19 protein-coding genes are annotated in these 21374 nt (G+C 32.0%); 13 read left to right on the forward strand and 6 right to left on the reverse strand.

The features are described 5' to 3' along the window. Positions 1-79: 79 nt before the first annotated feature. The gene (locus tag EZS29_RS04135; RefSeq protein ID WP_130606866.1) at positions 80-1234 is read right to left on the reverse strand and encodes an ABC transporter substrate-binding protein; all 1155 of its coding nucleotides are present in this window, start codon (positions 1232-1234) and stop codon (positions 80-82) included. Positions 1235-1404: 170 nt separating this feature from the next. Between EZS29_RS04135 and nadE the strand changes: the two genes are divergently transcribed. Both nadE and EZS29_RS04145 read left to right on the forward strand, forming a co-directional pair. Next, on the forward strand, positions 1405-3294 hold the full coding sequence (gene nadE / locus EZS29_RS04140) for an NAD(+) synthase (RefSeq protein WP_130606868.1): 1890 nt from the start codon (positions 1405-1407) through the stop codon (positions 3292-3294). Between the two features lie 395 nt (positions 3295-3689). Next, on the forward strand, positions 3690-4262 hold the full coding sequence (locus EZS29_RS04145) for a hypothetical protein (protein WP_130606870.1): 573 nt from the start codon (positions 3690-3692) through the stop codon (positions 4260-4262). Positions 4263-4302: 40 nt separating this feature from the next. Here the strand turns inward: EZS29_RS04145 and EZS29_RS04150 are convergent, their stop codons facing one another. Genes EZS29_RS04150 through EZS29_RS04165 form a run of 4 tightly spaced genes read right to left on the reverse strand, consistent with a single transcriptional unit; the run spans position 4303 to position 7169 of the window. Next, positions 4303-4608, reverse strand: a complete 306-nt coding sequence (locus EZS29_RS04150) for a Trp family transcriptional regulator (RefSeq protein ID WP_130606872.1) — start codon at positions 4606-4608, stop codon at positions 4303-4305. An 11-nt stretch (positions 4609-4619) separates the two neighbouring features. Continuing rightward, positions 4620-5330, reverse strand: a complete 711-nt coding sequence (locus EZS29_RS04155) for a motility associated factor glycosyltransferase family protein (RefSeq protein WP_172603763.1) — start codon at positions 5328-5330, stop codon at positions 4620-4622. Then, the gene (locus tag EZS29_RS04160) at positions 5314-5781 is read right to left on the reverse strand and encodes a hypothetical protein (RefSeq protein WP_130606876.1); all 468 of its coding nucleotides are present in this window, start codon (positions 5779-5781) and stop codon (positions 5314-5316) included. The genes EZS29_RS04155 and EZS29_RS04160 overlap by 17 nt, the downstream gene beginning before the upstream one ends. Positions 5782-5801: 20 nt before the next feature. Next, positions 5802-7169 (reverse strand): 1-acyl-sn-glycerol-3-phosphate acyltransferase, encoded by a 1368-nt coding sequence (locus EZS29_RS04165; RefSeq protein ID WP_130606877.1) that lies wholly within the window; start codon positions 7167-7169, stop codon positions 5802-5804. Between the two features lie 92 nt (positions 7170-7261). Here EZS29_RS04165 and EZS29_RS04170 point away from each other — a divergent pair, with 92 nt between their 5' ends. Genes EZS29_RS04170 through murB form a run of 4 tightly spaced genes read left to right on the forward strand, consistent with a single transcriptional unit; the run spans position 7262 to position 11333 of the window. Next, positions 7262-7948, forward strand: coding sequence for an alpha/beta hydrolase (locus EZS29_RS04170; RefSeq protein ID WP_130606879.1), 687 nt, complete (start codon positions 7262-7264; stop codon positions 7946-7948). After that, positions 7945-9312, forward strand: coding sequence for a GTPase HflX (hflX, locus tag EZS29_RS04175; protein ID WP_130606881.1), 1368 nt, complete (start codon positions 7945-7947; stop codon positions 9310-9312). Before EZS29_RS04170 ends, hflX begins: the two co-directional genes overlap by 4 nt. After that, positions 9291-9626: a hypothetical protein gene (locus tag EZS29_RS04180; protein ID WP_130606883.1), complete on the forward strand. Its 336-nt coding sequence runs from the start codon at positions 9291-9293 to the stop codon at positions 9624-9626. The genes hflX and EZS29_RS04180 overlap by 22 nt, the downstream gene beginning before the upstream one ends. Next, complete coding sequence (gene murB, locus EZS29_RS04185; protein WP_130606885.1) at positions 9627-11333, forward strand: UDP-N-acetylmuramate dehydrogenase; 1707 nt, start codon at positions 9627-9629, stop codon at positions 11331-11333. Between the two features lie 133 nt (positions 11334-11466). On the opposite strand, the gene EZS29_RS04190 is transcribed toward murB, so the two are convergent. Further along, positions 11467-13296, reverse strand: a complete 1830-nt coding sequence (locus EZS29_RS04190) for a leucine-rich repeat domain-containing protein (RefSeq protein WP_130606887.1) — start codon at positions 13294-13296, stop codon at positions 11467-11469. A 779-nt stretch (positions 13297-14075) separates the two neighbouring features. Between EZS29_RS04190 and EZS29_RS04195 the strand changes: the two genes are divergently transcribed. The 7 genes from EZS29_RS04195 (at position 14076) to EZS29_RS04225 (ending at position 21304) form a co-directional block, all read left to right on the forward strand. After that, complete coding sequence (locus EZS29_RS04195; protein WP_130606889.1) at positions 14076-15074, forward strand: hypothetical protein; 999 nt, start codon at positions 14076-14078, stop codon at positions 15072-15074. Between the two features lie 108 nt (positions 15075-15182). Further along, positions 15183-16421, forward strand: a complete 1239-nt coding sequence (locus tag EZS29_RS04200) for an MFS transporter (RefSeq protein ID WP_130606891.1) — start codon at positions 15183-15185, stop codon at positions 16419-16421. 749 nt (positions 16422-17170) lie between these two features. Beyond that, positions 17171-18484 (forward strand): sodium-dependent transporter, encoded by a 1314-nt coding sequence (locus EZS29_RS04205; RefSeq protein WP_130606893.1) that lies wholly within the window; start codon positions 17171-17173, stop codon positions 18482-18484. A gap of 38 nt (positions 18485-18522) precedes the next feature. Beyond that, the gene (locus tag EZS29_RS04210) at positions 18523-19338 is read left to right on the forward strand and encodes a 2OG-Fe(II) oxygenase (RefSeq protein ID WP_130606895.1); all 816 of its coding nucleotides are present in this window, start codon (positions 18523-18525) and stop codon (positions 19336-19338) included. Positions 19339-19341: 3 nt separating this feature from the next. Further along, the gene (locus EZS29_RS04215) at positions 19342-19974 is read left to right on the forward strand and encodes a LysE family translocator (protein ID WP_130606897.1); all 633 of its coding nucleotides are present in this window, start codon (positions 19342-19344) and stop codon (positions 19972-19974) included. 273 nt (positions 19975-20247) lie between these two features. Beyond that, positions 20248-20967: an AzlC family ABC transporter permease gene (locus EZS29_RS04220; RefSeq protein WP_130606899.1), complete on the forward strand. Its 720-nt coding sequence runs from the start codon at positions 20248-20250 to the stop codon at positions 20965-20967. Continuing rightward, positions 20960-21304 carry an AzlD domain-containing protein gene (locus tag EZS29_RS04225; RefSeq protein ID WP_172603764.1) on the forward strand — a complete coding sequence of 115 codons (345 nt, stop codon included), beginning with the start codon at positions 20960-20962 and terminating at the stop codon, positions 21302-21304. The genes EZS29_RS04220 and EZS29_RS04225 overlap by 8 nt, the downstream gene beginning before the upstream one ends. Positions 21305-21374 lie beyond the last annotated feature (70 nt).

Consider the following 21374-nt stretch of genomic DNA (forward strand, 5'->3'; position numbering starts at 1 on the left):
GTAAAAATGGAAAAAATTTGTAAATGTAGTTGTACCAATAAAAATACTGGCTTGTCAGTTAAGAAGGAAGCTCCGACTATTATAGTTTAGATTTTTGTTTTTGGATAGGATCTACACTCGTAATATATTTGTATCCATCTTTCACATATTCTAGAACAACTGCTGGCTTGAGGGCATTATGATTTTGATCAATCGTAATAGTGCCCGTGACTCCCGCAAAATTTTTAATTTCGCTCATTGCGGTTCGTATCTTTTCAGGGTTGTCTGAATTGGATTTTTTAATTGCACTTAATACAATATTAATAGAATCAAAGGCGAGTGCCGCATAAGCACTCGGAGTGGATTTATATTTTTTTTGAAAAGCCAGTATAAAGTTTTTGAGTACGACATTTTCAGAATCTGTAGAATAATGATTCGAAATATAAGCACCATTTTCAGCGCCCTTTGCAATAGCTCTCAATTCGGGTGTGTCCCAACCATCACCACCAAGTATTCTCGCTGATATTTGCAGATCTTTTGCCTCGCGGAGAATAACGCCAACCTGTTGGTGAAAACCAGGAATAAACAATACTTCAGGCTTTAATCGACGAACCTCTGCAAGTTGAGCTGTAAAGCTTGTATCTTTTTGTGAATATTTTAAGACTTTAAGAATCTTACCGCCATTTTTTTCAAAATCATTGCGAAAGCTTTGGCTCAAACCTTTACTGTAGTCGGAATCTGAGTCTTCAATGACAATAGCTTTTTTTGCATTTAGACTGTGAAGGGCAAAATTTGACATCACATAACCTTGAAAACTATCTATAAAACATGCTCGAAAAATATATTTTTTCCCAACAGTGATCGAATCATTTGTTGAGCTAGGAGAAATAATTGGTATCTTCTCTTTTTCTGCGATCGATGCAGCAGCTATTGTATTGGAACTCGTCATTTCGCCAATGACTACACGGACTTTATCTGAAACGATCAGTTTATTGATAGCTTTTGCAGATTCAGAAGGAGTGCTTTGCGTGTCTTCATAGATAACGATCAATTTCACATCGGATTTTGGCATTTGCTCTAGAGCCAGTTCAATGCCCTTTTTAGCATCTTGGCCATAAGCAGCCAGAGTATTTGACAGAGAGAGAAGCGCTCCTACTTTCACTTCTAAAGCATTTACTTTTGCAATAAAAGTCAGACACAATAACACAAGGACTGAGTGGAACACTTTTTCTTTAACACTTGCATGAAAAGTCATTTTGACCCCTTAATTTTATTTTTTTCAATTTGAATTGTCTCAATTTTTTTTTATGAACTCAAGTTCTATCTGAGAGGTTTTTTTGTTGAAGAGCAAATGGTTTCATATTAGTTTTGCACTGTTTTAGACTAGGCTCGTTGTATAAAAGGGTAAAAAAGGTAAAATAAAATATGAAAATTGCCATAGCTCAAATAAGAGTTCTTTCGGAAAATTGTAAACAAAATTTTGAAACAATGAAAAGCTATATTGAGCTCGCTTTGGGGCAAAAAGCAAATCTTATTGTATTCCCAGAAATGTCATTGCCAGGATATTTTAATGGTGACATTTGGGAACAAAATTCTTTTCTGAGAGAGTGTGAATTTTATAACAATAAAATATCTGAACTGTCTAAAGAGATAGACATTATTTTTGGATCAGTTGGTATTGATTGGAAAAGAAAAAATGAAGATGGTCGTGTGAGAAAATACAATGCTGTTTTTCATGCGCAGAACGGACATTTTCAAATAAATAAAAAATCAAATTATCCTTTTTGGATAAAAGCCCTTATGCCAAATTATAAAGAGTTTGATGATTCTCGCTATTTTTTTGATCTTCGAAAACTTGCGTTTGAAAGACGATGTAAAGTCATTGACCTTTATGAACCCATAAGCTTAAAAGTTGAAAAAAAGAAAATTAAAGTTGGTGTTACAGTCTGTGAAGATGGTTGGAGTCAGGACTATGATATCTCTCCTTTCAAAATTTATTCGAGTCGGTATAAGCATGATTTTTTTGTTAATTTAAGCTGCTCTCCTTTTACTAGAGGAAAGCAAGAAAAAAGAGAAAATATTTTTTCAAAAGAATGTGTAAAGAATAAAATACAAATATTTTATGTTAATTGTGTCGGTATTCAAAATATAGGAAAAACAGTGTTTGGTTTCGATGGATCTTCATCATTTTATAATTCTGTAGGGGATGTGATTCATTTATGTGGATTTTTTACAGAAAAGCTAAGCGTAATAGACTTTGATTTTGCAAAAAAAGATGTAATAAATAATGAAAAAATAAAATGTTTAAAAACGGTATCGCTTGTAGAAGAAACACAAAAATCTTTAGAATACATAATCCAGAAATGTCTCGAGGAATGGAAAATTAACAGGGTAGTAATTGGAGCAAGTGGAGGAATTGATTCTGCTCTGAGTGCCGTGATATTTTCAAGAATATTGGGGCCAGAAAATGTTTATTTAGTTAATATGCCTTCAAAATTTAACTCGCATTTAACTATTAATGCTGCAAAAAAACTTGCAGAAAATCTTGGTTGTCCCTATGCAAGTGTAGGTATCGAAGAATCTATAAACTTAAGTGTGGAGCAACTTGAAAATCTTAAATTTATTAATGCGGCTGTTCAACCTCAAATGACGAAATTGGTATTTGAAAATATCCAAGCTCGGGATAGAGGTGGACGTATTTTAGCAGCACTGGCTCAGTCTTTGGGAGCTGTGTTTTCATGTAATGCAAATAAAACTGAGCTATCAGTTGGATATTCGACTTTGTATGGTGATCAAGCTGGTTTTTTGTGTCCTTTAGCTGATTTATGGAAACACGATGTATATAGTTTAGCTTATTTTTATAATGAAATTATTTACAAAATGCCAGTTATTCCGAGAGAAACTCTTGATGTCATTCCGAGTGCCGAACTCAGTGCCGAGCAAAATGTTTTAGAGAATAAAGGTGATCCTTTAATTTACAATTATCACGATTTTCTTTTTCGTTCTTGGGTCGAACATTGGGAGAGAAAAACACCTGAAGATTGTTTGAATGCATATGTAGTTGGAACTTTAGAAAATATGATTGGTTGTGAAAAAGGATTGGTTCGAAAATTATTTCCTACAGTCCAAGATTTTATTAGAGATTTAGAGCGTTGGTGGCTCAATTTTGTCGAATCTGGAGTGATTAAACGTATGCAAGCTCCACCTGTAATTGCCATTTCTCCTAGGGCTTATGGCTTCGATCTGCGAGAACATATTCGTAAAGTTGTTTTTACTCATACATATATGAATTTAAAAAAGAAACTTATAGACTAAAAAGTTAACTTATTAACGCCTAAATAAAATTTTATTATCGTTTATTGATTCTAATTCAAAAATATATTAAATAAGTAAACCTGAAAAATGTAATCTTTGGTTTCGCATAATTCCCGAAATAAGAATAGATTTATCTTCTATCTATAGTAGTTTTAAAGGAATTTAAAACTACTAAATTTCTCTAAAAATTATATTTTATAATAATTATAGTTACTTGAGTACTATTGTTCTGCAAAAATAAAAAAAAATTACAAAATAATTAATGGGTTAAATTTTAGAGATATTTTAAAATGGTTTTCATTTCCACTGAAAAGGTGGATTCCTTTAAAACTGTATAGTAACAGATTCAAAGAAGGTGGAGATCTTCATAAGATTACAAAGGAATGAAAAACTTTATGGATGAAGTTAAGATAAATACAGATGAACAAAAGCACATACGGACATTATCACATTACCTTGAGAAAATTCATACTGCTACAGGTTACCAAAACAAGGAGGTTGCGGAACTTTTAGGTATGGATAAAAGCTATTATAATAAGATTAGACTGAAAAAGTTTTCTCCTTTAACGAATAGCATTGCAACCTTAAGGAAATTTGCTTCTTTAAACAATCAAAGTCTTATCCACTTTTTAGCAGAAATAGAGGAAATTTCACTCGATTCGAAAGAAAAAGAATGGATGATAATTGCTGAAAAGGCATTTACCGATGTTGGACCTATATTGAGAAGGGCCTTGCTTGTAAATAGAATTAAGCCAATTATAGATAAAGATGATGAGCAAATTGATGTTCTAATTAAAAACTTTCTTTTACTTTGTCTAATCATTGATATTTCTAAGAAGGAGAAATGGTTTAAAATTGTCTTTGAATTGATTTTAAAGATTTATCAAAATATTGATGATGAAAAAGATAATGATATTCGAATTCTTATAGAAAGAATTCGAAAATATAAGGAAGATCTAAAGGTGTGATTACATTTATTCTCTAAATTAAGAACTCATTTTAGATGAATCAAAGAGAATCAGAACTTCTTGGAAAGACTCTTCTTAAAAGATCTGGATTTTCTTGGAGCATTCTACTTCCTCGTGTAACAGTAGCTATGCCTACTCCAAGTTTTTCAGAAATTTCTCGTTGAGCAACCCCTTGAGAAATTAAATCGACTATTTGCACTCTTTGTGCAATTGCATCAATTTCAGCAGGGGTTAAAAATACTTTAAGAAGTTGTTCACTTTCAAATGAATTCAAATCTTTGCAATGTATTTCTTTTAAAAATTGAATTATTTCTTTAGAGGTTTTGTGAGATCTTAATTGAATCATAAGGAAATCCTTTAAAAGTAAACTGATATTACAGATTCAATGGGTTTTATTGAGATTTTTTGTCCCAACGCTTTGTTACTTAAACCATGGGAAGGTCTTTCCAATAAAAAATGACCATTGAATTCTGCGCCTGATATATCAAGAGATCCTCTTGTTCCTCTTATGAAAACAGAAAATAACATCTTATTTGCTTTTAATATATCAAATTCAATCGATGATATAATAACTCCCCCATGGAAATAACAAATTCCACCAAGAGGGATTTTGCAAATAAAACGTTCAACTTCAAGAATATTTGCAACTTCATGATCTCTACGTCCCCCTAAACCATAAAAAATTTCTAGGAAGACTTGATGCTCTGTAGCTTCTTTAAGAATTCTGTCAAGAAGAACAGAAAAGTCATTAAAGTTCTTGTTTTTCACAAGAAGGATTTTTTCTAAAGGAGAACTCTTAGATTTCTGATTGTTGTAACAGAGAGAAGAATTGTCAAGATATTTTTTGGATTTATTGTTTAAACTATCAGAATCTCCAGACCAAATTATATTTTGGTAACTTACTTTATTTTGTAAAATATGATTCAAACCACCATCTGCAACATAAAGTGTGTCAAAATGGTTTTTTTTAAAATCTGTTGATTTAATTTGGGAACAAATTACCTGAATAGGAGAAAAATTATGATAACCATTCAAAAAGATCACATATTTTTTAATTTTCAAATTCATAATTTTTCGGGGCATTTTCTTTTGTGTTGAGTTTATTGTTTTGTTCTAAGAGCCATACTTGGCGGACCGAAGTTTCAAGCTGTTCAGAGTGAAATAAAAGATCTTTAGCCTTTGAAAATCCTAGAAGAAGTCCTATTAACAAAAACATAAGTGATATAATAAATCCTATAGTACATGTGATAATTATGCTGTTGTGAATGGAAATTTCTGTAATGACGTCTGCGAACTTTCCCCCTTCAACACTCGTTAAAATTGCCTTTTTAAAAAAAGCTATGCTCAAAGAAATAATCGCAAAAAAGATGATAGGAATAAAAAAAGATAACAATGGATAAAAAAAACGAACGATATTTGCATTGCTTTTTGCGAGTAAAATTCTTCTTGCATGCTCGGGATAAGTTTTTTTTAAAAAGTATTCAAAAGAAGTATCATTTGGTTTGTTATACAATGACATAAATTTTAATTGCCTCAAATTCAATTATGTTTAGGTTTTTTAGATTCTTCTTGGGATTTAATTTTAAGCATGACTCCATCAGAGATTTCTCTCCACTCTTTCATGAGCTCATACCACCCTCTAGGGAAGAAGAAACGGAGCTTTGCCAATCTTAAAAAACCAGGGAAGAAGTTAATACTTTCTCGAACCATCAGACTCAATGCAAGAAATGTAGGAGTCAAGATTAAGAAAGCAATCCATATTACGATTTTATTAATATTAGGTAAATAGGAGCCTAGCAGATATGTAAATACGGATGATGTAAAAAAGGCCCAAAGTGGAAAGAACCACATGCCATGGGCAATCTTCATAGTTGCTCTGACATCGCGATCAGATGTGCTTTTTTTTGCAAGTGATTCACAAAATTTAGAAGGAATAGCCCAAACAATGGTTCCTAAAAATTCAATAGGAATAGTTAAAAATAAATAAAACCATCCATGCCTGAAAATAACCCAAAAGAAATTTCTCCGTTTATAATTCACATCTCCCCAAACAAGTTGTATGGGAGAAACATTAACAGCTTGCATCATACGGCGCATAGTTTGTATACGCGCCATTAAAATCGGGTCGATGTCGAATTCAGGGCGAAGTTTTTCGACAAAAATTCTAAATTCACGTGATGAATATGCTTGTCTACCATAAGAAAGTTCAAATAAAAATCTCCAGTTTCTTTTTTCGTCCCAGCTAAAAAAACTTGCAAAACCTGCTTCTAATGATTCTCTCACTCCATCCATAATATCGTTCACAGAGTTATCTGCAGAAGTGATCACAACAGGTTCACAGTAATGTAAATTGAGTTCGCTGCGAAATTCATCTTTCTCAGAATAATCTATAACCACAGGTTGAACGACAACATGAAAATTATCATTATTAGCACGGCTCATTGCCTGCAATGCCATTCGAGCTAAGCCTGTTTTAAATTTATATATATAAGGGTCGTCATGACTAACGCCTTCAGGAAATATTAAAATGCAATCTCCTTTTAAAAGCGCATCACCAACGGCTTGAAAAGCTTCATTATTTGCTTTTGCTCGCCAATCAGGCTCAAAGTTACCTTGTTGCAGCATTTCTTTTTGTGCTTGCACATCCTTTTTGATATCCTGCAATCGTGTTACAGGTATTGCTTTTGTGATTTGTAGTATTTGTTTCATGACGGGCATTTCCCATAGGGTATGCTTGGCGAGTGGTCGAATTGTCACAGGTGCCAAACCAAGCATCACTGCGGGGTCTACTATGCCGCTTGAATGATTGGCTGCCCATATTGCCGAACCACCAGTATAAGGAGTTCCCGAAACGCTTATGCGTTTAAAGAAAATCCTACAAAGAAGAAATGCGAGAAGACGCATCATGAGTTTGCCCCAGTTGTTTTGCGCTGATCTAGAAACAAGTATATTGCCTTAGATGGTATTAATAAATCGTCAAATTCACCTATGGAGAAAGAATGTCAATTCAGCATAACATCAAATGGATAGGATCGAAAAGTCTTGATAAACTGCAGAGTCCTTTAAAAACAGTGGCGCAGTTTAAAGGGAATGAAGTTAAAAATGTAATTATTGCTTTGCATGGTTTTGGAGATAATGCTGCAAATTTTGCATCGTTGGCTAATGAAATTAAAGTAACGGATGTTCTCTGGCTGTTTCCACAGGGACCGAGAAACTATCCAATGGGTGTCGATGGGTCACAATGGTTTCCTCTTTTTAATAATCCCACTGAAGAAAGAAGAGTTTCAGAAGATTCTATCTTGCAATTATTATATAACGTAACTGAGCAGATTAATGTCCCGTTTCATAAAATATTTATTTTAGGTTTTTCGCAAGGTGCTTCGATGGCGCTTAATTGTGGACTAAAAGGGAAAGAGAATTTAGCTGGTATTCTTTCATTGAGTGGATTTATGATTCAAGGGCATGTGATTAAAAATAGTTATGCAGGTGAAAGAATAACGACTCCTATTTTTGTTGCACATGGACTGCAAGATCAGGTTGTACTTCCAGCAATGTATTTTGAGACAGTTGATATATTAAAAGATATGGGAACTGCAAAAGTGAGAGCAAAAACATATCAGATGGGTCATAATATCAGTCAAGAAGAAATAAATGACATCGCAAAATTCATAGAGGAATTTCGTTGAGTAAAAATAATATTGATATAGAAAAAACATTAGAATTAGAAAAAGCACGGCAGCAATTGGAAAATCGTGTTCAAGGTGGGATGAAGTCTTATCTCGTAAGTCTTGAATTGCCCGATGATGACCCCGTAGAAATTCAAGAAAGCTTAGTTGAGCTTGGTGCTTTAATTAGAACTTTAGGGGATGAATGCGTCGGTGTGACGGTGCAAAAGAAAGTCAAACCTATTCCTGCAACTTATATAGGTTTAGGTAAAGCTGAGGAAATAAAAAAAGCCTGTGAGCTATTAAAATTCGATTATGTCACTTTCGATCAAGAGCTTTCTCCAACCCAAGTGCGAAATCTTGAAAATTTAATTGCTAAACCTATTCTTGATAGAACAGGTGTTATTCTACAAATATTTAGGAAAAATGCACGATCCAAAGAGGCGCGCACGCAGGTAGAAATTGCTCACTTAGAGTATATTGCACCCAGACTTTCAAATGCTTGGATCACTTGGGAAAGGCAAAGAGGCGGTGGAGGATCGGGGGGACGACTCAAAGGTGCGGGAGAAACGCAGATCGAAATTGATCGGCGCAGGATGAAAGATAAGATTGCTAGCCTAAGAAAAGACCTAGAGAAAATCCAAAAAGAACGCGAAACACAAAGAAAAAATCGGGCAGATGAGTGGAATGTTGTGTTGGTTGGTTATACGAATGCTGGAAAAACGACCTTGATGAATGCTCTCACCGAAAGCCATTTATCTGCGAAAGATTCACTGTTTGAAACACTCGATTCCAGTATCCGTCGAATTCGTGGTGTAAATAATATGAATATTCTTGTGACTGACACTGTCGGCTTTATCCGCAATTTACCGCATGGCTTGGTGGCAAGTTTTAGAAGCACTTTGGAAGAGACTAGTAAGGCCGATCTTTTACTTCATATTGTTGATATTACTCATAAATCTTATAAAGATCACATTAAAGTAACGGACGAAGTGCTTGTGCAAGTCGGTGCTTCCGATGTGCCAAGAATTATTGTTTTCAACAAAATTGATAAAGTTGTGGGTGAACCGCGTCTTCCTAAAATCCTCGCGCGTGGATACCCAAGAAGTATCTGCTTGTCTAGTTATAAAGAAGAGGATATCAAACGCTTTCGAGAGATGATTGTGAATTTTCTTGCCCAAAATATGGTTGAAGAAGTTTTTCACGTTTCTTATGGTGATTCTAAAATGTTATCACTTATTTACTCTCATACACGTGTCTTAGAGTCGAATTGGACCCAAGATGAAGGAATTTTTAAGGTGCGCATGTCTAAAAGTATTTATCAGCGATATTTTGCACCCGTTAAATCTGAGGAAGAACAAGAATGGCAAGTAAAATCGAATTAAAAAAAATTCCAGATACAATTCATAAAAAAATAATAGAGCTAAAACAAATTGAAACTAAACTTGGACATTTACCGCCTGATAATTGGAAAGTCGGAGAGTTATTTAATCGTATTGATAATCCTGATTATTATCAAAGTTTTGTACTAATGGAAAAACAAACAGAGTTGCTATTTTCTGAAATTTGTGAAGATTTACGGGCCCGTAACTTTGACAATGCCGAAATTGTCCAAGCAATAAATGCAGAATTATTTTATGAAGGCGGTCCTAAATACTGCAATGAACAAGAAGTCCTTGAAGCTTTAGGGCAGGAATAAATGGAAAAGCGGTTGCCTTATTTCTTTTTAGAAAATCAACCTTTAAATAATAAAACTTATTATCGGATGGGTGGACACGCCCGTTTTTTTGCGGAACCGAATAATATCGCAGAAATACAAGAAGCATTATATTGGACAAAAGAAAATTCAATTCCGTGCTCTGTTTTGGGCTCTGGCAGCAACTCAGTTTATGCAGATGGTGATTTTTCGGGATTAGTCATTTCTTTAGAAAAACTTTCAGCCTGGCATTGGGAGAATTCAGAGACTTTATTTGCCGAAGCTGGGGTTACAAATACAGAAATAGCTGAAATATGTTTGCTTGAAAATCGTGCTGGAGCTGGGTGGATGTACCGTATGCCAGGCCAGTTGGGTGCATCTGTGCGTATGAATGCCCGTTGTTATGGCGGTGAAATCTCACAAATTGTGACACAAATTTTTACGCTCGATATGGATGGTATTTTAAAAACATATCGCAATGAAGAGGTTTTTCAAGGTTATAAAAAGACTCTTCTTATGAATAAGCCGGAAATTGTGATTGGTGCACGCTTGAGTTTTCCGCAAACCGAATTACCAGAAAAATTAATTCAATTTATGCATGAATGCGAAGCCGATAGGCATAAAAAAAAGCATTTCTTCATGCCGAGTTGTGGTTCCACTTTTAAAAATAATTATTCTATTGGAAAGCCGAGTGGTCAATTATTCGATCAATTGGGCTTAAAGGGAACACGTGTTGGCAATGCTGCAGTGAGTGAGTATCATGCAAATTTTGTCTGGAATCTCGGTAATGCGACTACCAATGATATGTTATCTTTAACAGCAATTATGCGAGATAAAGCAAAAACAGAGCTCAATGCAGACTTAGAATTAGAAGTTCAACCTGTCGGGGAATTTTCGCAAAAGCTTTATACAAATTGCGGTATGCAAATGCTAGGGCCAAGTTATCGGGGTGAAAATAATAATAAATGGGTTGGTCTTTTATGGCATCCAAACTCAAGCCATATTAAGAAACCCGAAACTAAAAAAATATTTCCATTAAAAATCTTTGACTCACCTTATATTGAATATGCGCAAAATTCTTATCAAGGTATTCCTTCAATTGGGATTGAGATCATTCAAATGATGCCTATGAGTAAAGCCATAAAGAATGCAAATCTTCCTTTTCTTAAATGGTTAACTTATAGTTCAGAGTCACTTGAAAAATATTTTTTGCATACGCCGCCTAGAAAAAATAATAAGAAAACTAATTTTATTGATGAACTATGGAAATATAGTGTGAGTGAATTATTTATCGCTGATGCGAAGAATTCCAAAAGATATCTTGAATTTGAATTGACTGTAAATGGGAATTGGATTGCACTTGAATTCGATGGGATTAGACAAAGATCAAAACGCAGTCAAATACCAAATGAACTGCTTTGGTCAGGTTTAGAAATTATTAATTCGGACAAAAATAATTTAAAAAATGAGGAAAAGAAAAATTCTTTTGGAATGAGTTTTTCATATAATCAATTAAAAAAAGTTATAGGAAAAAAAGATAAAAAAATATTAATTCAAGGTGCTTTGAGCCTTGGGGATACAAAATTTTTATTAGCTCCTTATTGGAAGCAGATTAAATATTCTAAGAGTGCGGCTGGGGATATAGTCGAAAATGAAATTATCCCCAATTTTCATCAACCATCGAAATTTTGGATGATCTCACTATATTAATTGGCAAGTTATATCATTTATTCTTCTGTTAAAAAATCTTAAATTTCTTCTGGAAATTTACAATCATCTTTAATGGAAATGAATTCATTGAAGTTTATTGAACGTACTAATTATGTGCTCTCAATAAACTCTTTTACTTTAACATATCTTCAACTTCAAATGGAATTCGACATTTGTCTTTGAAGCTAATGAATTCATCTATGCTCACTTTGCGTGTATATGTAATTGTTTCAACAGGCGTATTTTTTAATTCACCATTATAATTAACTACATCTAAATCTGAATAACTAAATACATAATCATCTGATATTTTTCTGTAATGGGTAGTTAACTCAAAATAACTCCCTGGATTTTTAAAACTAAAAGATTTATTATGACGATTAAAATTAAGCAATCCAAGGCTTCCATTAAATACAATCTTACCTGTCAATTTTGAAATTGAGCAAAAATAAATTTTATCATTTCTTATAGCCATATAATCTTTAATATCTGAATAATTATTATTTGGTAGTTTAACGAGTGCTCCATCTTTATTTACGAATTGTCTGACTTTATTTGTTATTTCCCAAGTATTTAAGGTCATAAATTCTGAATATGATCTATTTAACGGACTTATTTCGCTTTCTATGTCCTCTGTGCTAAATTCGAAGTTTTCATCACTTTCTTCGCAATAATTGTCTTCAAATTCGCATAATTTTTCTGAGAAATTCAATTTTTTTCCTTTCATAAAATAAATTTCACTCAAAGATTCTTTTTTTAATTTACCGATTTTAGTGAATAATTTTTCTGAAAAATCAAATTTTTTTGCAGAAATTAAAGAAATATTTTCTAACGAAGTTAGCATATCAAAAGCAGTCAATACAATCTTATCCAATAAGTTATTGCCAAGATATAAGTTATTTAAATTATTTAAACCTATAAAACTGTTGGAATGAATTTTTGCAATCTGATTTTCACTCAAATCAAGGGTTTTTAGATTTCTTAAGTTATAAAATATGCCTTGAGGAATTCCTCTAAGAGAACTTCTTCTTAAATCAAGTTCATCAAGATTTATAAATCCTGAGAGGGGAGAGAGATCATTTATAACATTCGAACTTAATTTTAAAATTTTTAAAGACTTTAACTTATCAAGTTCAGTTGTATTTAGTGGTGATTTTTTTGACTGCTCACATAATTCTGTGATTGCTAAAGCAGACTTTTCTGCATTGCTTAAAGGAGTCTGTGAAGCAGAGCACCAATCTAGAAATGTTTTATTGAAAAGAAGATTGAAAGTTGCTAATTTCTTATCTTTATCATAAATTTCATATGTACAGTATTGTGCTTTTTTAAAGTCACTAAATATATCGGTTGATACATTTTCTTTTAAAATAATTTCAGGATGAACATGATCAATTATAACTTTAAATTCGAAAAATTCACAAAATTTATTTCTATTTGCTTTTTTTGGCTTTATTGAGAATTTATCTAAACCCATCGATCCTACATCGCTTGAAACAGGAATTCTAAAGCGCATTAAGTCCTTTGGAATTATCCCTCCATAATTCAAATTACCTGCATCATCTTTTGCAAGTGCTAATTTTGTTTTTCCATCTGTATCTAATGTTAAATAAGCGATATTAAAAGAGTTTTCATTATTTATTTGAAAATATAGGTAACTTTTAAAAAAATCTTCAAGGTCTGAATTGTCTTCATTCTTATTTTTGCTGTCATCCTGTAAATATTCACTTTCATCTTCAACAACTATTTCAATTACTTCAGGTTTAGGGACAAGTTCATTTACGCTAGGTTCGCTTGTGACAGCTTTTTTACACTTTCCTTCAACATTTTTAGAGCAAGTAGAAATATTAGCTAGAGTTGGAGACTTTGGAGCGGATGAATCATTGATTGCTTTTTTAGCACAGCTGGCTAAAAAAAATGAACAGAAGATAATTTTAGTCAAAGAAGCAAAACTATGATATCTCATGAATAAACCTCAAAAAATATGTTAGAACTTCAAAAATGACACAATGTATGTCATTTTTTATAAAAACAAAAAAAACAAAATTATAAAGTAAATTTGGATATATTATTAAATTATTTTAATTAATTATATAAATTTAGTGCTTTACGAATTTGATGAGGTGGGCGGAAGGGGTGATTTGTCTTATATTTTAGTGTTAAATTACATTTATTAGAAATGGCTATATTTTGCACTTGAAAAAAACATTATAATCATGAGTTAAAAATATTAACCGTATTATCCAAATTATGGAAGATTTTCAACCATAGCCGTCAATATAAATAATGACAAATACAAAAATAATTTACATTAGGCTTGGCATGGCGGGCTGAGCAAAAGTAAAATCTGTAAAACATATCCATTAAATTCTTTTGATAGAATTCAGTATATTCAATTATATTATCACGGCTTTTAAAGCCATCTATATTATAGTATAGCTAAAATTAAAAAAGTAGGAGAAATTAAATTTCTGCCAATTTTGACTTTTTAATATGCGTCAGTAGCTTCTAACGAATATGGATAATTTTATCTTTCTTTTTTAAATAATTAAAATTTTTGGATATTTTCCAGTATTATTTTCCTTATTTGAAATTTATTAATAGCAATTAACTTTTGAAAAATAACAAATAAATTAATTGGATCTCAAATTAATTAAGAATTCAATATTTTGACGCTAAAATTATTAGTATATTTCTTATAAAATTTTTATAATACTTAGTAATTATATTTAGGGGTGTTTAATTATGATAAAATTGTTTATTTATAGTATATTATTTTTTTTAATTACTTTTCTTGAAAAAAAATCTATTGCTATTCCAACTGAACAATCAGATTATATTTTAAAAAATTGGCAAGATAAAGCAAAAAAGAAATTCAAATTAGCTCAAGCGGATAATAAAAACTCTGAACACAAGTTTAAGTATTTCGCAGATTTTTTACACAATTGGTGCAAAAAAGACAATGATTTTATTGATCATATTCATCTTATCGATGGAGGTGATGGACGTAAAAGTATAGATGAAGTAAAAAAATTTGCTCTAACTGAAAATAAATATTGGAATGGGGAAGATCTATCTCTAAAAAATAGAGTTCCTTTTTTTTATCTTTATCGTTCAGAAAGTGATGCGAATGTGATAAAATATTTAACATGGATTATTGATGATAATAGATCAAAAATAAAGGAAACTTTATTAAATACAAATAGTCTACCTCCCTATGAAGGAATTTATCTAAAAGAAATAAAAAAATTCAATTTAAAAAACTTACCATCAGATGACATACAACCTATAAGTAATCATTTTGGAGATTTCAATCTATCTTCATCATATGCAGGTCAATTTATGATAAAAGCTTCTGTTAATAAAGATGTAGCTGATTTCTTATTTAGGAGCAAAGTTTTAGCTTTGACTCATACATCTATTTCGGGTGGTATCAATTCATTTGGTTGTTTAATAAGCTATGTAAATGGCAAGGAGGATAAATGGCTGGAAGCAAGTAAAAACGAAGGATTTTTGAATGGATATATTGGCTTAAAACCAGAAAATAATGCATATAGTTTTTCATTTGGTAATAATATTGTCTCTAGATATTTGTTTCAATTGCTTACAATAAAAATTGAATTAGTTGATCCTATAACGGGAAAAAATGTCAATAATATTGATAAAAGTATCACAGAAATTGCTTATAATACGTATAAAATGCAATTAAGAGAATATTACAAAGATAAGTTCAAAATAAATTAATAATTTTTTAAAGTGCTCAAAAAAATTGCTCTATAAAAATTAAGTCTATCTTCCTCTTTATCATGATTTATGCTATCAAATAAAACTTAATAACATTATGAGGTATGAATGCTAGAAGAATATTTTAAACTATTTAAAATCAATAATTATGCTAAGCTTTGGTTAGCTCAATTCATATCAGTTATTGGTGAAACAGCTTATCATGTGGCCTATTTTTGGCTAGTGTATAAAATGAGTCCTTCATCTTTTGTAACAGGACTAGTCATACTCTGTTTCTCTGCACCTTACCTCCTGTTTGGCATGATTGGAGGGGTTTATGCTGATCGCTTGAATAAAAAAAATTTAATGATTTTTTGTGATATTATTCGAGCTCTGTTAATTGTAACTGTTCCTTTAGCTTTTTATTATGAATTTTTGAACTTAACTCAGCTTGCAATTGTTGCATTTATCAGTTCAAGTGTGCGCTGCTTTTTTCAGCCGAGTCTTAAGTCTTCAGTGAATGATATTTTGCCCATTCAGAGTTTGCAAATAGGCGTGTCCATCTTTCACGCTGCTTTCCAATCATCTCGTGTGCTTGGATTTGCCATTGGTGGAATATTAATCGCACAAATAAGTGCTCCGCAAATTTATCTAATCACATTTATGACACATACAATTGCAGCGATTCTTGCAATCACGTTGAAAGGGGATTGGCGGAAGCAGAAAAATCCAGTAAAAGAAAATATATTAAAAGAGCTTGGGAAAATTTTGAGTATTATAAAAGGCAACTTGAATTTATTTTGGAGTTTTGCTATATTTCCCGTTGGTTTAATTTTTATTGTAGGACTGGATAAAATTGCTCTGCCGATTCTTTCAGATCAAATCTGGAAAATAAATGCAAATGGCTTAGGCTACATGCTCTCTGCATTTGCCATCGGAAATGTTGTTTCTTCCTTAATAATAAGTAAACGAAAAATAAATAATTTACTTTTTACTATCTTTGTCGGTTGGAGTTTGTGGGGATTTTTTTATGCAGGTATAGGTTTAACGACTTCGCTTGTAATCGCACTTTTTTTAGCATTTTTTGCAGGGATTTCTGAATCAATCATCGATGTTCCCCATATGCTTCTCATTCAAAATGAAGTTCCTAAAGAACATATTGGCAAAGTCTATAGTTTTTGGTCAACAATAGCTTTTGCAGGCGATTCACTGAGTGGAATATGGATTTCTTTTTTATTGGGTTTTATAAGTCCTAAACAATCCTATATTTTTTGTGGGGTCATTGTTTTTTTACTGGGTTCTGTAGCAGCTATTTTTTTAACCAGAGTAAAACTAAAAGCTATGTTGCGAACGGATGAAGTAAAATAGTATCTAATTTAAAAAATATAAGGGACTTTGAGATTATTTTAGGGCGAGAAATTCACTGTTAATATGATTTATAATGCTTTTTTATTTTTTTTAAATAATTTTCTATTTACAAGAGATAAAAAAAAGCGGGAGTAATATACCGTTTATCGAAAATAATAAAGAAGCAATTATCAATGTGAATTAGAGGCCAAAACTATTGAACACGAATGGACTCTATGCTCCACCAAAGGCATCACCAATAAGAAAATAACTTTGTATAACTCCGAAAATGAGAGAACTCTATTCCGTAGTAATAAGAGAAAGCTCAATCACTTCCTTATATATCTAAGAGAGTCAAGAAAAAGGAGTGCGTACGATCATCATAATAATCAGAAAATATATATTTAGTTGAATTATTCTTTTAAAATTATACGTTTTACATAGTATTAGAAACGTATACGTAGCTCAGATAAATCGCCTTTTCTTAGAGAAAAAGTGTCAACTTCAAATAGGGGTTACGATCAAAAATATAATGATTTATTAGCCTTAATTTGACTTTAAAGGCATCATAACTATTATTTTTCTACTTTTATGCTATTTGTTTTAAAATGTAATTAATATTTAATGTTTTGCTAATAAAGAAATTTATACTTCGTAAAAATAGCACTAGTGTAGCATATTGGCCTTATTTCAAACCTTCCATTATATTTGTTTATAAAATAATTTTAATGTACTGCAAGCAAGAAGAAATATTAGTATCGGAGTTTTTTATGAATCGTTCGCAATGGAGCTCAAAACTTGGATTTATTCTTGCATCGACTGGAGCAACGGTTGGATTGGGTTCAATCTGGAAATTTCCTTACGTAACTGCAATGAATGGGGGAGGAGCGTTTTTAATTATTTTTTTACTGATAATATTTACTCTGGGAATTTCACTTTTATTTGCAGAAATCGCGATTGGACGCGCAGCAAGTTGCGGAGCGGTTGGTGCTTTTCGAAATTTAGGAGGAAAAGAGTGGTCCTTTATTGGTTATATGGGTGTTGTATGTGGGTTTATAGTACTTTCTTTTTATAGTGTTATTGGCGGATGGACCATAGGATATTTAATGCGTGCACTCGATGGACGTGTTATGACGAATGACTCTAAAATTCTTTCTTCTCTATTTAGGAATTATGTTTCACATCCCTATGAACCAATTGTGACTCATGGTTTATTTGTTTTATTTACTCTTTTAATTGTTATTTTTGGTGTACAAAAAGGGATCGAACGTGCTAGTAAAATACTTATGCCGGCCTTATTTATTCTTATGCTTATTTTAATTGTCCGCTCTGTTACTTTACCTGGGGCTTTTGTAGGTGTTCGCACTTTATTATCTCCCGACTTGTCTAAAATATCTCCTTCGATGATCGTAGAAGCTCTTGGTCTAGCATTTTTCTCTTTATCTGTCGGAGCGGGTTGTATGCTTGCCTATGGCTCATATCTTCCTAAAGAAACAAAGCTAACAAGCGCAATCTTATGGATCACTTCATTGACAATGCTGACTTCAATTTTAGCAGGTCTCATGATTTTTCCTGCTGTAGCATCATTTGGTTTAGATCCTGCTTCTGGTCCTGGGCTAACTTATATGACTATGCCGATTGTTTTTAATCATCTTCCTTTTGGCCAATTCTTTGCAATATCATTTTTTTCTCTTCTTTTAGTTGCTTCATTAACTTCTGCTGTTTCGTTATTAGAGTTAATTATTATTTTTCCGATAGATGAATGGCGATTTAGAAGAAAACCAGTAACATTAACAATTTGTATACTTATTTTTATCGTTGGCATACCTGCATCTTTATCATTTGGAATTTTATCTGAATACAAATTTTTCGGCAGAAATATTTTTGATTCAATGGATTATCTTGCAACAAATATCCTCCTTCCTTTGGGTGGTATAGGCACAGCGCTTTTCACGGGTTGGAAGATTTGGCCGCTGATTGAGGATGAATTGTCTCACTCTCCAAGAATATCTTTGGGGATGAAATGGATTTGTAGAATTATTGCTCCTGTTCTTATTGCGCTTATTTTAATATTTAATATTTAAAAAATTTTGTTGCACCGCACTTTTATAAGGAGATGTATATGTTCAATGAGAAGGTTATCGTTCGAGATAGTCTTGATGAAATTTCATTAAAAAAACTTTTTAACGATGAAGCTTTAGCAATACATATTAAAAAATTTGCCGATGCTGATTTGTCGAATAAGTTAACAGAATATTTTCTTGAACACCCAAAATTAGAATGTCATCCTCACGATCTTAAAAAAGAGAATAAAACTATTTTAGTTGATTACGGAGTGGATCGTGTTGGAGTCTCTTATAATACAACTTTTGGTCAAGGCAAGGAGAGTGAAAATTATAAAAAATATTTTGAAGGAGCATTACCTGCAATTCGCGATGTGCGCAAAGCATGTTCTCCTTACTTAGCTCCGTTTGATAAATTTCGTTTAGAGTTGGATGAATTATGGTCACATGGAGCAAGTTTAGCAAATTTTGAAGGAAAAAAAATGCATGCAGGTATCGCGCGTATTATGAAGCGGCCTGAATTATCCTATTCAGTGGAAAAGCAACCACACTTTGATGGATTACAACAAAAGGAAGTAAAATTATTAGGGCAATTTTCGGTTAATATTTATATTTCTATGCCAGAAATCGGGGGGGAATTGGAACTCTGGGATGTTCCAGCAATTCCAATAGAAAATTATATTGAAGATTCTTCTGAGTGTGATTGGCGCGGCATTTTACCTACATCAATGATTATTAGACCTGAACAAGGTGACTTAATCATGTTTAATACGAGAAAACCGCATGCAATTCGTAGCTTTTCTGCAAACTATCGCGTAACATTACAAAGTTTTATAGGTATATTGCCAGACAAACATTTAATGTTATGGAATTAGAAAATGGAATCTCTGTTTAGTCCATTTGCTGTATTTGTTGCCTTAGGAATTGGTGCAGCTGCTCCTATTGGGCCAATAAATATTGAGATTATGCGCAGACATTTAAATATTAGCTGGATTCATGCGGTTATATTCGGCTTAGGTGCCTGCGTTGCGGACTTAATATTCCTCGCTCTTGTAGGAGTGGGACTTTTAGAATTATTTTCTAATTCAATTTATATGCCTATTTTTGGAATTTTTGGGGCTGTTTTGGTTTTTTGGTTTGGTATTATGAGTTTTAGATCGACAGCTGTTGAAAGTTATAGAATAAATATTAATAAATCTTTTTTTAAACAATTAATAGATGGTATTTTTCTTACATTATTGAATCCATATAATGTTATTTTTTGGCTTTCCGTGAGTGCACAAATTAATAACCTGATATCCAGTCAGAATTCTTTTCTTAAAGGTAGCATTGGAGCTCTCATTGGAATTCTACTCTGGATAATTTTTTTAAATATTATTATTTTCTTTTCTAAAAAAATGCTTACACATAAAGTGATTAAAGTAATTAATAATGTGAGTGGTGTTATTCTTATATTATTGGCGATATATTTTGCCTATAATTCAATAAAACTTTTAATTCCTAAATTGTGAGATATGGATATAATTAAAATTGAAAACTATGAAATAGATAATTTTTTTCAAAAAATTCTGCGAAACTTTAATTGTATTCCTGTAAGTGATTTAGCAGTTAAAAAATCCTTTCAGTGGGCTTTAGGTACAAATGATTTGCCTACTCGAGAGGAAATTGAACTATATTCTGCTAAAGTAAAACCGTTTGCAGGAATTTTGTGTCATAATTTATTGTATAGTTATCAAAAGTACATGAGAAGACTTAAAAAGTGAATGTTCTGACTGAAGGTTTGCATGGAATGTATAAAGTCAAATAGAGTATATTTTAAAGAAGGTTTAGTCGATGCATTACCCATTTGGCTGTCTTTCTTTTTTATGTTTTCTTCACTCGGCTCCCTCTGTCACGAAAACCATTTAAATCATATTAATTCATTGCTATTAACAATGCTTATCTTTGCTGCTCCTGCCCAACTTGCGCTTATTTATGCCCTAAAACAGGATGTGAATGTTCTTTATATTATTTTTGTTGTTTTCGTCATTAATTTTCGCTTTCTATTAAATTCTGCAGTCTTAGCTCCCTATTTTAAGAAGTCTAAACCAATTCACTCTATTATTGCCATGTTTATGTTTAGTGCGAGTACATTTACAGTTGCTTATACTAAATATAAATCAGAAAATATGACGCATGGGCATATAGCATATTTTTATGGTGCAGCTATTCCAAGCTATATTTTTGCCTGTATCGCAACATTATTTGGTTATTATTTTGTAAAAGATATTACGGACTCACGTATACCACTTATTTTTATGGTCGTCATGCCTTTACATTTTGCCGCACTCACTGCCAAACGTTATCCTGATATTTTTGCAATTGTTGCAACAGCCAGTGGTTTTCTTGCAATGCCCTTTTTACAAAGTTTAGATATCAAATTCATTGAGATAATTTATGCATTGGCGGTGGGAGTTCTTTTTTGTGCAATGGATGCGAAAAAAGAAAGGGCAAAAAATGGATAATGCTATACTCATAGCTATTTTGGGCGCTGCAATTGTAAATTATCTGTTTAAAATTATTCCTATGTTTGTTGTGCGAAATTTAGATATAAAAAAGAATACATTTTTTAAAATTCTTGACTACGCTTCTTGTTGTATCATTGGAGAAATAATTTATTCTGCAGCTTTTAAAAATGCCAGTTTAAAAGTTCTTTGGGATACTAGGACATTGCTTTATCTCATAAATATTATTTTTATTTTTATGTCATTTTATATTTGTATTAAAACTGGATCGATTCTAAAAAGTGTTTTTATTTCGCTAAGTCTTTTTTCACTCTGTTTGTATGTATGGAGTTTTTAAATACCGACCTCTTTGGTATTTCCAATCTTTATTTTAAAATTTTTAAATGATTATTTATGGATTGAACTTG

Origin of the sequence: Fluviispira sanaruensis, assembly GCF_004295685.1 — a bacterium.
Lineage (GTDB): Bacteria > Bdellovibrionota_B > Oligoflexia > Silvanigrellales > Silvanigrellaceae > Silvanigrella > Silvanigrella sanaruensis.